The 12,502-nt window shown below is 39.9% G+C and carries 13 protein-coding genes; 8 read left to right on the top strand and 5 right to left on the bottom strand.

Translation table 11 applies throughout. From position 1 onward, the window contains the following. From ACX9YW_RS13980 to ACX9YW_RS13970, 3 genes are read left to right on the top strand one after another with little or no spacing between them, the layout of a single operon-like run. Positions 1–228, top strand: coding sequence for a helix-turn-helix transcriptional regulator (locus ACX9YW_RS13980; RefSeq protein WP_460347387.1), 228 nt, complete (start codon positions 1–3; stop codon positions 226–228). 58 nt (positions 229–286) lie between these two features. Then, positions 287–988: a DUF4386 domain-containing protein gene (locus ACX9YW_RS13975; RefSeq protein ID WP_460347385.1), complete on the top strand. Its 702-nt coding sequence runs from the start codon at positions 287–289 to the stop codon at positions 986–988. A 48-nt stretch (positions 989–1,036) separates the two neighbouring features. Beyond that, positions 1,037–1,996: an NAD(P)-dependent alcohol dehydrogenase gene (locus tag ACX9YW_RS13970; RefSeq protein WP_460347383.1), complete on the top strand. Its 960-nt coding sequence runs from the start codon at positions 1,037–1,039 to the stop codon at positions 1,994–1,996. Positions 1,997–2,080: 84 nt separating this feature from the next. On the opposite strand, the gene ACX9YW_RS13965 is transcribed toward ACX9YW_RS13970, so the two are convergent. Next, complete coding sequence (locus tag ACX9YW_RS13965; protein WP_460347381.1) at positions 2,081–2,536, bottom strand: DinB family protein; 456 nt, start codon at positions 2,534–2,536, stop codon at positions 2,081–2,083. 96 nt (positions 2,537–2,632) lie between these two features. Further along, positions 2,633–4,564 (bottom strand): sensor histidine kinase, encoded by a 1,932-nt coding sequence (locus tag ACX9YW_RS13960; RefSeq protein ID WP_460347379.1) that lies wholly within the window; start codon positions 4,562–4,564, stop codon positions 2,633–2,635. A 204-nt stretch (positions 4,565–4,768) separates the two neighbouring features. Here ACX9YW_RS13960 and plsY point away from each other — a divergent pair, with 204 nt between their 5' ends. Then, entirely contained in the window at positions 4,769–5,371 is a 603-nt protein-coding gene (gene plsY, locus ACX9YW_RS13955; RefSeq protein ID WP_460347377.1) for a glycerol-3-phosphate 1-O-acyltransferase PlsY, read from the top strand. Between the two features lie 110 nt (positions 5,372–5,481). Here plsY and proC read toward each other — a convergent pair whose 3' ends face one another. Further along, positions 5,482–6,300: a pyrroline-5-carboxylate reductase gene (gene proC, locus ACX9YW_RS13950; RefSeq protein WP_460347375.1), complete on the bottom strand. Its 819-nt coding sequence runs from the start codon at positions 6,298–6,300 to the stop codon at positions 5,482–5,484. Between the two features lie 272 nt (positions 6,301–6,572). Here proC and ACX9YW_RS13945 point away from each other — a divergent pair, with 272 nt between their 5' ends. Then, positions 6,573–7,667, top strand: coding sequence for a DUF4236 domain-containing protein (locus ACX9YW_RS13945; RefSeq protein ID WP_460347373.1), 1,095 nt, complete (start codon positions 6,573–6,575; stop codon positions 7,665–7,667). Between the two features lie 341 nt (positions 7,668–8,008). After that, positions 8,009–9,418 carry a PQQ-dependent sugar dehydrogenase gene (locus ACX9YW_RS13940; RefSeq protein ID WP_460347371.1) on the top strand — a complete coding sequence of 470 codons (1,410 nt, stop codon included), beginning with the start codon at positions 8,009–8,011 and terminating at the stop codon, positions 9,416–9,418. On the opposite strand, the gene ACX9YW_RS13935 is transcribed toward ACX9YW_RS13940, so the two are convergent. Next, positions 9,408–9,983 (bottom strand): hypothetical protein, encoded by a 576-nt coding sequence (locus ACX9YW_RS13935; protein WP_460347369.1) that lies wholly within the window; start codon positions 9,981–9,983, stop codon positions 9,408–9,410. The two genes, ACX9YW_RS13940 and ACX9YW_RS13935, sit on opposite strands and share 11 nt — an antisense overlap. 174 nt (positions 9,984–10,157) lie before the next feature. Continuing rightward, positions 10,158–10,388, bottom strand: coding sequence for a hypothetical protein (locus tag ACX9YW_RS13930; protein ID WP_460347367.1), 231 nt, complete (start codon positions 10,386–10,388; stop codon positions 10,158–10,160). 246 nt (positions 10,389–10,634) lie between these two features. Here ACX9YW_RS13930 and ACX9YW_RS13925 point away from each other — a divergent pair, with 246 nt between their 5' ends. Together ACX9YW_RS13925 and ACX9YW_RS13920 are read left to right on the top strand one after the other, a co-directional pair. Further along, a complete protein-coding gene (locus ACX9YW_RS13925) occupies positions 10,635–11,186 on the top strand; it encodes an RNA polymerase sigma factor (protein WP_460347365.1) in 552 nt (183 codons plus the stop codon). Beyond that, entirely contained in the window at positions 11,173–12,456 is a 1,284-nt protein-coding gene (locus tag ACX9YW_RS13920) for a DUF4179 domain-containing protein (RefSeq protein WP_460347363.1), read from the top strand. The genes ACX9YW_RS13925 and ACX9YW_RS13920 overlap by 14 nt, the downstream gene beginning before the upstream one ends. Positions 12,457–12,502: the final 46 nt, after the last annotated feature.

Below are 12,502 nucleotides of genomic sequence, written 5' to 3'. Positions count from 1 at the left end.
ATGGCTAAAAAAAATCTTGTCGGCAATCACATCCGAAAATTACGATTTAATCATGGTGAAATGACACAGCAGCAATTGGCAGACAAGGTAGGCGTTACAAGACAGACAATCGTGGCTCTTGAAAAAGGAAACTACTCTCCTTCTCTAGAATTGGCTTTTCGCATAGCACATGCCTTTCACTTACCACTGGAAGAAGTATTCTTTTATGAGGAGAATTCTAAGCAGTAAGAATGAATCTGTTTTTGCTTAATCGTTTGAAAATTTATGAAAAAAAGGGGATAAATAAATGAATTCAAACCAAAGAGCAGCCAAACTTATCGGGGTCCTGTTTATTCTAGCAGCCGTTTCGGCGGTCGCAGGTGTTATTTTATATGACCCCATCCTAAATGGTCCTGATTACTTGACGAATGGTTCGCAGCATACCAATCAAATCGTACTTGGAGCCGTTATGGAACTCATTCTCGTCGTTTCTGCGATTGGTACTGCTACAACGATGTTTCCGATTTTACGAAAATATAATGAAACTGTCGCACTTTGGCATGTTTGTTTCAGATTTCTCGAAGCGATTATCATTACGGTAGGTGTCATCAGCGTCTTATCCCTTTTGACATTAAGCCAAGAATTGGTCGCTTTATCGTCCCCGGATACCGCATCCTTTCAATCATCAGGAATCGTATTACTCGCCATTCAGAAATGGACATTTTTGCTTGGCCCCAATTTTATGCTTGGAATAAATACCATGATGTACAGTTATATATTTTATAAAACCAAGCTCGTACCAAGATTTATTCCCATTTTAGGAATGACAGGAGCCATTTCCGTTTTTATTTGTGCTTTGCTCGTCATGTTCGGTGTATTCCCGCAACTTTCTGTGTGGGGGGCAATTCTGGCACTACCGGTAGCAGCAAATGAAATGATTTTAGCACTTTGGCTCATCGTGAAAGGATTCAATCCATCTGTACTCTCTTTTTTGATGACAAAAAAGTAAGCGACGATTTTTGTAGATTAAGAATCTAATAATCAAGGAGGTTATCAGATGAGAGCGGCTATTTACAGATCCTATGGTCCCCCTGAAGTACTGAAAATACAGGATGTAGAACAACCATCTATGAAGGATGACGATAGGGTCATGATTAGAGTGCATAACGCGTCAGTCAATGTATTCGATTCACTGTATCGAAAGGGCTATTTGCCAACAAGGCTAACGAATGGTTTTACAAAGCCAAAAAATCAGATACTAGGCATTGATGTGGCTGGTACGGTCGAAGCGATAGGTAAAAACGTGCAAAAATTTAAGGTTGGCGATCATGTTTTCGGAAGTTGTTTCGGATCTCATGCAGAATATGTTTCACCTCGTGAGGGTTCGCTAAGTCTGATGCCGAGTAACTTATCTTTTCAAGAGGCTGCGGCTATACCTTGTACAGCTCAGACTGCTTTGCAAGCCTTAAGAGATGTAGCTCAGGTAAAGAATGGCCAAAGGGTTTTAATCTACGGAGCATCTGGAGGTGTCGGACACTTTGCTGTTCAACTTGCTAAATGGTTTGGTGCTGAGGTCACCGCTGTTTGTAGTTCCTCCAATCTTCAGTGGGTGAAAGAACTTGGAGCGGATTACGTTCTTGATTACACCAAGGAAGATTTTGTGGATAACGGAAAAAAGTACGATGTCATTCTTGATGCTGTTGGTAAGCGGACCTTTTTCAGCTGCTTGGGTTCATTAACTGAAACGGGAGTTTATATTACCGAACACCCCATCTATCCAAAGTATCACCCGCTTCAAATAATGATAGGTTCATGGCTGGGTCGCAAAAAGGCAAAAATTCATCTAGCAAATCCGAACGATAGGGATTTGGATTTCTTAAAGAGACTAGTAGAAGAAGAGAAAATTAAACCAGTTGTTGAAAAATGTTTTCCTTTTGAGCAAATAGCAGCAGCTCACCGACATGTTGAAAGTGGCCGGACAAAAGGAAAGGTCGTTTTGGAAATCAAAACGAGCTGATTGGGATTTTAAATCATATGGCAAAAACAATAGAAAGAGGAGCTGAAATTCAGCTCCTCTTTTTACACTATCCTGCTATAAGCTTTATCCTTCCACGCCGTCTTGTGGGTTCCATAAGCCTTGTAACTTTCGAATATAAAGGATCTGCCCAGTATGGTAGGCTGTATGAATCGTATGATGAGCAATCTTATGTGCCTTTTCTTCAAGTTTCTTATCATCCGCTTCTGCTACAACGGTACTCCATTCAGCCTCAATATCTTTTATCCTTTTAACCGTGTCATTCCAACTTAATTCTTGATGATTTCTAAAGGAACTTTTATCAACAACTGATTCGTTTGGTAGGTCTTTGAACCAATTTAGATGACGCTGATTGTAAAATAGTAAATGATTGACGATCTCAAAAATAGAGTTAGCATTTTCATTCGGTTTCCAACTTGCTTGTTCTTCAGTAAGACCTTTAATCGAGTTTATCAATGACACAAACCAAGTATTTTCCTGACTAGCATTTAATTGGACTAATAATACATCTTTCACGTTCATCTTTTCAGCTCCTCTTTTTTCAATCCATATTGGACTATTCAGCATGGGCGATCATTCAAAATGGGTAACTAAAACATATTACTAAAATAGACTGAATTATATTCCCGAAACAAATTGTTCCACAGGAATATCACAGCTCACCTTCATGCCTTGTCCAGGTGTTGACTTAAACGTAACGGTGCCGTTTAGAAGACGGACCCGCTCGGTAATCCCTTTTAAACCTAGGCGAGATGGTTCTTGGTTTTCCAAGTTCGTCCCTACCCCGTCGTCCTGGTATTGAATTTGGATTGTTTCCTGATACTCGCCAATGGTTAACCTGACCACATGGGCGTTTGCGTGTTTTTCGGCATTATTGATTAGCTCTTGGACAATCCGATAGATGGTTAGCGCAAGTTCCTCCCCTATCGGTGAATGGATATCTTGTGTTTGGTAGTCTATGTAAAAATCAGCTCGTAGACGCGTTTTTTCTATCAATCGATTGACAGCATGTAAGACACCATTCTCTGATAAAAAGGACGGCATTAATTGCTGACAAGTATCACGGATCATAAATTCAACATCCTCAAGGCCGGTTAGAATTTTACCTAGATTAGCCTCGCTCTCCGATCGACCTGCCTGCATAATGGATCGACGAATGTGGAGAATTTCCTGCAACAGTTCATCATGTAAGTCAGATGCCAAACGCATCCGCTCCTTCTCCGCCATTTGCAAAAACAACTTTGCCACCCATGGATCTTGACTTTGAAATCGTTTCTCCATCTCCACTACTTGCGATTCCATCATACGATAATACTGGTAAAATACAGAAACATACTTTGCCATTAGCTGTAAAATAAAGCTCTCGCGATCAGACAAATCGGCTTTTCGGACGCCTAAAAATAATTGTTCTGTCATCGATTGATCCGATGCACATAGCGTAAGTCCTTGGAGTATGAGCAGATTCCCTACTGGTAATTTAGAAAAGGCTATATTTTTAAGCTCATCCTCTATATTTCGATGACCTTTAAGGGTTAGTCTCTTATTCCCAAACGAATAGTACACTAAAAAGAAGTCACTCTCTTTAAATTGTTCCTTCCCTTCAGCTAAAATGATTTCCTCAATGTCTACTTTTTTATAAGTATTTGAAAGCCTTGTTAATAGGCTATCCATATTTAATCTTACCGCCATTTCTGCTTCAAGCGCTTGATTTTTTATCAATAACTGAGCGGATAAATGCTGTTGCTCTTTCATGGACAGAAGGTAACGTCGAAAAAATGGCACACTTAACGTCACGGTAAGTTCGAATATTGCCCAGGGAAAGGTATCCTCCAACGATAACCAGATAACATTCTTGCGATAAACGACTTCCATTCCAAAGGCATCTTGAACTAAATCCTTGGCGATATCAGGGAATAGTACCACGAAAAAAATAATAAAACCTGATGCAAGCCAACGTGATTCAAACTGGCCAGATTTTTCAAAAAGCCAGGTGACAAGTTGAAAAAACGTCATCACAATGATCAATACCGTTACCAAGAGAAAGACGAAATTTAATGGACCAAGGAAACTTCCGCCGTTAATGAGAGGGCTTATGAGGACAACGAGAAAAAGGCCAAATGTGATTCCTCTCATCCAGCGGTTAACTCGATTTCCTACTGACCCGAGAATATGATGTAAGATGACTAAAAATAAAAACGTTAACAGCGTTTTGATCAACACCGCTACATAGAACGACGTTTGAGGTAAGCCGAACAGAATGTCCTTTTCATCCCATTCCGTTAGGAAAAAGATGGACGAAGTAAGGGTAAATAACGAAAAGTGAAGGTAAACCCTCTCCTTTTGGAGTACAAAGAACATACTAGCAAAAAGTAAGCTAATAATCAGAAACACTAGCCCAAACACCGCATCGTCTAAATGGTACCGTATCTCATTAATGATCGTTGGTTGGCCTGAGAGGGGCTGAATCAAAACAAAATTGACGAGTCCATTTGCAAGTAAAATAGACACGATAATAGCAACTATTACGCCTGTGCGTTTAAATAAGGTCACATCCATCCACCTTCTAATTTGGGTTTGTTTTCATAGAAATTCGACAAAATTCTTCTGACTCCCTTCTTATTGAAAATATAAGGGTGGGAGCATTAAAAAGAGCTAAAAAAGAATATTTGTTGATTTTTGGAAATTACCCTTATTGATTGTCGTATAGATTAGTATAATAGTAGGAAACGAACTTAAATCGAGATGAGGTATCATATGACGCTACTTATCTATCTATTTGCCTATTTGTTAGGTTCCATTCCGTTTGCTTTAATTGTAGGGAAATGGCTTGTTGGTGCAGATATTCGAAAACATGGAAGTGGGAATTTAGGGGCAACAAATAGTGTGAGGGTCTTAGGGAAACGAGCGGGATTAATGGTGTTGGTGGGCGATGCTGCAAAAGGAATCGTTGCTGCCTTTTTACCCCTATGGCTGAATATGGATATCGACCCCCTATTTGTTGGATTTGCCGCCGTTTTTGGTCACTGTTTCCCCATTTTTGCAGGATTTAGAGGTGGAAAAGCCGTAGCGACTACATTCGGTGTTCTGCTCGTCGTCAATCCGTTCTTTCTATTAATTGGTCTCGTTGCTTTCCTAGGAATGATCGCGATAACAAAATATGTAGCCATCGGCTCCCTATCCATCGCCCCAGCCCTATTCATATACTCCTTAGTGGCCGAAAAAACAAATTGGGCAATCCTATTCTTTCTATTCATCCCATTCATGCTCTACCTGCACAGATCCAACCTGACCAACATCAAAAATGGCACAGAACCAAAAATTAATGATAAGAACATTAAAAATGATCGAATTAGGTGACAGGCACCAACATCCTAAAAAATGGAATATCAATACCAAAAACAGGAGGAAATTAAACTACAACGAATAGGGTTTAGTTTCCTCCTGTTTTAGTAAAAATCAAATGTTGTTTATTCCTTGGTGTTCTTTGCTAGTTGTTTTGCTTTTTTTGTGCATTGGTCCATTGCGGTTAAAATAGCTGATCGAAATTTTTCTTGTTCAAGCGCGGCTACAGCTTCGATGGTTGCTCCACCTGGTGTACAAACATCGTCCTTTAATTCCCCCGGATGTCTTTCGGTTTCAAGAACCATTTTAGCAGCCCCTAAAACTGCCTGGGCCGCAAGTTTATAGGCCTGTTTTCTAGGTATTCCCTGTTTTACTCCACCATCTGCCAATGCTTCAATAAACATATAAACATAAGCAGGTGATGAACCGCTGATCGCCGGAATGGCATCCATTAACGCTTCGACCATTACTTCCGTTTTTCCGAAACTATTAAAGAGGAGTAGCACCTTTTCTAGGTCCTCTCCGTTTACTTGTTGGGTATGGCAAATCGCACTCATTCCCTCACCAACCAGTGAAGGAGTATTAGGCATCGCTCTTACCACTTTCATTTTGGTTGGAAAGAAGCTTTCTATGTATTCTAAACTGATTCCGGCAGCAATCGTAATCAAGATTTTTCGTTCGTCCATCACCCCTGCAATCTCTTTTAAAATTGCCTCATGAATGTTGGGCTTTATGGCTAAAATCAATATATCGGCATGTTGAACAACTTCGATATTATTAGCAGAAACTTGAATTTTATATTTCTCTTTAACAGAGCGTAGTGTTGCCTCTGTCAAGGCACTTGCCATAATCGCCTCCGGCTGTACAATCTTAGACCTTATCATCCCTTCCATCATAGCTTGTGCCATTTTTCCACAACCAATAAATCCAACTCTCTGATCCACTTCATTCATCCTTCCCTTCTAAATCTTATACTAAGATTAGGTGCCAGGCACCGTTATGGTAAACTAAATTTCCATTATCCTATTATATAGTACTTTAAAGTCGTTTTCTTGCGTGATGATAGCTGTAGCTTTTCAGCTGGGTTTCTAAGAATTTGATGGAGGGATGATTGATTTCATTTATATGAATTTATCAAAGGAAAACTGGCTAAAACAAGGCAATCCTACGGTATAATAAGGCGAATCAAGAGAAAACGGTTAAGGATGTGATAACTATGGGGCTACGATTTCGGAAAAGCTTTAAGGTTGCACCTGGGATTCGAATGAGTGTTGGAAAAAGTGGCGTGGGAATGAGTTTTGGAGGAAAAGGACTAAGGTATTCTGTACATACGAGTGGCAGAAGAACAGCGACTGCCGGCATTCCGGGCACGGGTCTATCCTACTCCACTTCCAGTCGCAGCAGGTCTTATAAAACCTCCGCCTACCAGCGAAAATCCCAGCTAGAAAAACTCCAGCGCGAACAGCAGAAGCTTCAGGAGCAAGAATATGCAAAGCTGCAAGTAGAACTCTATGAAAATCGGATTGAGCAAATCCGCTCCATTCATCAAGAATGCGACGAAATGATCGATTGGCAAGAGGTTTTTTACCGGGAGGAACCGTTTAAACAAAACGAGATTGGCCCAAACCAACAACAAGCCTCACAGGAATTACAAAATTATAAACCAGGCTTGCTGGACAAAATTTTCAAACGGATAGAGAAGAAACGCCATGCATTAATTGACCAAGTCTATATTGCCAAGCAAAAGGACCAAGCCGATTGGACCGAATGGCATGATATGCATTTGATGGCAAAACGAGTTCTCGAAAAGGACATTGATGCCTACTTTATTGTTATTGATGAATTTAGACCATTAGATGATTTACTCGAGTTTGGAAATTCCTTCGAGTTTGGGACAGATGACGGAAATGAAATTCATGTGTCCTTCGATATCGATGCAACCAAGGTGATTCCTGAAACTGCTCTTAGTCTAACGAAGACAGGAAAACTTTCAGAAAAAGCTTTAACCAAAACAGTCTATTTTGATTTACTTCAGGATTACGTTTGCAGCTGTGCCTTACGAATCGCCAAAGACATGTTTGCCTTATTACCCGTTCAGGATGTCTATGTTCATGCCTTTGAAAATCGATTAAACAGCTCGACTGGCCATGAAGAAAAGGTGGCGATTTTATCTGTCAAATATGATTTACCAACCGTCAACCGCCTAAATCTAGATCAATTAGACCCGTCAGATGCGTTAATCAACTTTCCGCATGCGATGACTTTTAAGAAAACAAAGGGGTTTGAGCAAGTAGAGATTCTTGGGGAGTAGGCCCAACGCTCATGCATATTCCCCTTCTCCTCTGACAATCCTGACATTGGTTCCGAAGATTTCTTAAAAAAAGGCACCTTAACACACTTTTTTCGGCCATACGTACCGTTATTGCTCCAAATGAAGGGCATTTCCCTTAAAAATTGGGGCAATAATGGATTTCCGTGTCCGCCACAATGGTTATAGTGACTATTTTTAGCAAAATAACGCAATGTATATCCGCTAAAATCTCCTCAACATCACTCCCACCTCCGATACAATCTGACCTTTAATTCTGTACTACTAAAACCGCTCCAATCATATTCTGATAAAAGGAAATCATTAGAGGGGCGTGAAGCTAGTTGAAAAAAGTTAAGGTAAGTTTAAGGCCGGTTGTCAGTAGGATAAATTTACCTACTGTTTTAAAAACGGCTATCCTTCCAGGTGACTCAACTGAAAGGTTATTTATTGCCACCCAGGTAGGCGAGATTTTCCTCGTTGGAAACCAAAGTGTACGGACTTTTTTAGATATCGGTGCGCGGGTGTTGAAACTAGGTGGTCCAGGGGGTGGATATGATGAACGAGGATTGCTGGGACTAGCTTTTCACCCAGGATTTTTTTACAACGGTTTGTTTTATCTTCATTATTCGGTAGCTGGAACACAAGGTCCAGGTGCTCTCTCCCAATCATTTAATCCTGACCCGTGCGACCCTAATACCCTAAACCTAAGTTGGACAAATAGAGAAACGCAATTTGATCATATTGATACCGTCGAGGAATGGATCGTACCATCGAATGGTCAGCCTCTAAAACGACGGACCCTGCTTAACTTAAGAAGACCCTTTATGAATCATAATGGTTTAAATAGTTTAAACTTCTCACCCGAATCAGGAAAACTTATCTTGACCACTGGGGATGGTGGCTCAGGTTATGATCCATTTAATTTAAGCCAAGATAGCATGGAATTGGCCGGTAAAATAATTGAAATCGATGTATCCAAGGATACATCGATTTCTACGCCAGCCGTCGTGACACGTTTTCATGAACTTCCTGTTTCGATTCAGGAAACACTTACGGTCATGGCAAAAGGGGTTCGCAATATACCCGGCATCGCGTTTCAAAAGTTTTATAATCAGTATATAAAATATGTGGGAAATGTCGGACAGGATTTAGTGGAGTCGATTTTTTCATTCGTTCAGTATCGACCGATACCAGTTACTCAGCTTGTTCGAATCTCTAGCCCTAACCCAGAAGGCTTGATAAACTTTGGCTGGCGTGGTTGGGAGGGAACGTTTCCTACTCCAATCATAAGGTCCTGCCCTAATAACTCTCATTCGGAGCAGAGAACAGTCGCTTATTACAACGAAGCAGTAGAAACCTTAGCGTTGCGTCTTCAACCTCTAACCAGTTATTTTCATAAGGATCACCGTCCGGATAAGTTCGGAGGTACAGCCCTAACAGGAGTGCAACCTTATATGGGTCAGGGAATTCCCGATTTAACAGGAAGTGTTGTATTTACAGATTTCGCCCTTAGAGACTCTCCACCCCCTATAAAAGGGGTGCTAGCTTATACCAAAGTAAGAGCAGACTCCAAACAAAATGACTTTAGTGTCATCGACGTCGATTATCATTTTGGATCTCAATCAGCTTATTATACTAGTCTAGGAACCAATTTAAATCAAACCAAACTATATTTAGGCACATATGGCTCAATGAACGTGACAGATTTCAACCAAGGCACCGTATATGAAATAATTAGACCTACTTCATAACAAAACTTCTTATCCTATTAAAAATAATTAAAGCAATCTCAACCCATAACCAACTATAAAAAAAGGAAAATACCAGGATTCCTCCAATTGTAAGAAAGGAAATGGTGCCGGAAATGGTGCCTGTCACCAATGGACCAAAAATTGGAAAACCAATAACTAATAGTAGGAAAATGATTCCCATTGTCAAAAGAATCGCACCGGCCACAATGATACTAAATCTCTTCCCCAATAGATAAAACGAAGTACCTATTCCGACACCCAACAACCCTGTTGTAAACGGAAAAACAAATAGTTCAGCCGGTTGCATTATTAATAACAACAAAATCGTAAGAAAATAGGTCATTACACCAATCGAAAAAGAAAACATGGAACATAAAAGTACAGGGGCAGTAGCAAGCGGACTAATAAAATAGCCAATCACGGGTAAAAAACCGCCAGCAGATTGCAAAACGGCCGCCATACAAGCAAAAATAGCCCCAAAAATAAGCTTCATCATTCTCGTATGCTTCTTAAATTTCACTCGAGCAAATCGAACATCATCAGAAATGGTTTTCAAAAAATACATCTATTCACCTCATATAAATGGTGACAGGCACCAATATCCTAAAACTTGGAAACAGTTAATTCAATTTACCAAAAGGCGTAGAGAGTCTTTCTCTACGCCTTTAATAAATGCAAGTTTTAATGTATATTCAAAGGGATATAGGTATTAATAGACGAAGTGTGGATACGGATTTCATCAATAACCGTAGAATCCATGGTGGTGGTGGAAAGGATATCCTCCATAGAATCCGCCATATCCATGGTGATGATATGGATAACCTCCATAAAAGCCACCATAGCCCATACCATAGCCAGGATAGCCTCCATAAAAGCCACCGTAACCCATCCCCATTCCGACTCCAGGATAACCCCCAAACCCCATACCAACGCCAGGATAACCTCCGTAACCCATCATTATTCTATCCATTCTCTTTCTCCTCCTCAACTATTTATCAAAAGTAGTGTATGTGTCCCTATTCAAAGTGGGGATAGGCAATAGCCTATATCTAAAATAATTTTTGCTAAAATCATCCATTATGGAGAAGTATAAGTGGTGCCTGTCACCAATCACCTAATTTTTCCCACAAAATATACTTTCAAAAATATTATTAATCTATTTATTAATGAACTTTTTTCGGGTGCGATTACTCTTATAGAGGAGAGAGGTGACGATATGGATGTTGTTCGATTCGTGAAGAAGGCAAAAAAGGGAGATAAGGATGCGTTACTTCAATTGATCCTGGCTGAAAAAGCAGCTTATTACAAACTGGCCCTAACGTATTTGGAAAGCGTACATGATGCGATGGATGCGATGGAGGATATGATTGTGATTGTCTATGAAAAAATCCATCAACTAAAAAAAGAAGAAGCTTTTTATAGTTGGAGTAAAACCATCTTGGTTAATCATTGTAAATCTTTACTCCGAAAACAAAAAAAGCTTGTTTTAATAGATGATTGGGCAATAACCAATGAACTCGAGTCAATCGATGATGAGACAAGCGACCCTTTTAGTAATAGTGAGCTGCTTATTGATATACAAGAGTCATTCAAACTTTTAAATTCCTATCAAAAAGAAGCTATTCAATTAAAATACTTTCACGACCTTGATTATGAAACCATTGCAGCCATTACCAATGTTTCGATTGGAACCACTAAATCAAGAGTCTTTCAAGGCTTGAAAAAGTTACGAGAACATTATGGGGGTGAAGTGGATGAAACGTGTTGAGGAAAGACTGATGGAACAAAAAGAGATTCTTGATAGCATGCCAGTTCCCGAAGAGTTAGAGGCCAGACTAAGAAACGCATTAAATCATACGCAAAAACGAAAGAACCGAAAGAAACCGATGTGGCTGATCGCTGTTGTCGCATTATTATTCCTGTCCGTTTTCGGCTATCATTACAATGCGTTTGCTTATTATAGCAAGCAAATATTCGGATTCGATGAACTGCTTACCGACACGTTAAAGGATCTAAACAATCAAGGTTTGGGACAGAAAATAGAGAAAAAAACATTGCTTGCAGATGGAACCGAGCTAACGATCAAGGGAATCATGGCAGATGAAACTCAATTGATTTTGTATTATGTCTTAAGCAATCCGAATGGAATTGATGAAGATTTGATGATGACTTCCAGTTTCCGAAACATTACCGGCTTTTTCACGAATTCATCTGCCGTATCCGGTACATCCATCATCAATTTAGAGGGGACCGAAGTAAAGGGCACCATGTCATTTGATCCAGTTAATCCGTTTGCGAAAAAATTGACATTACACTATGATCAACAACTTAACCATAACCAACAGGTCACCCAAACTATTACCTTTCCTTTTAATCCGAACGAGGCATTACAATCGCAACTAAAACAGTCTATTAAGAAGAAATTTTCGGTCGACAAAGGCCATATCACTTTTAACACGATTACCGCTACTCCGATATCGACCGTCATTGAAGGAACGTTTAATATCGAAAACTTTGACCGAGTAGATATGGCATTTGATGGGATTCAATTAATAGCGAATGGAAGTTCAATCCCATTAATAGGAAGTGGCAGTCACTCAGCCTTGAAAGGTAGGAAATTTGAACTTCGTTATGATGCTTTACCTAAACAGTTAGATTCACTACAATTAGTCATCAATAAATTTGTCGGCTATGAAAAGCTAGAGGAAAAAATTCCTCTCACCCCACATACCAATGAGCCCATACGAATCCATCAACAACAGGAGCTCTGGGTGAAGGAAGTAAAATCGAATGGAGAGAACATTGAAATTACGATTGCCACTGAGTTTGATGTGATGCTTGATCGCGTTTCAATCGAAACCGACATTGGAGAAATCCCATTACAAACAACCATCAACCAAACCAAAACAACAGCCGAAGATGGTCGCACGCTAAAACAACGAACACTCCTATTCCATACTACCGAAAACCCAAAACACCTTCTCATAAAAGGAATGCATTATATGAAACTATATGATTATATGGTAGAAATTAGGTGATTGGTGACAGGCACCGTTATGGTAAACAAGGACAGCGGCACGCCGC

It is taken from the genome of Pseudoneobacillus rhizolycopersici (genome assembly GCF_054786815.1).
The sequence above is the reverse complement of the archived record's forward strand: the minus strand, read 5'-3'. Positions and strand labels throughout refer to the sequence as shown.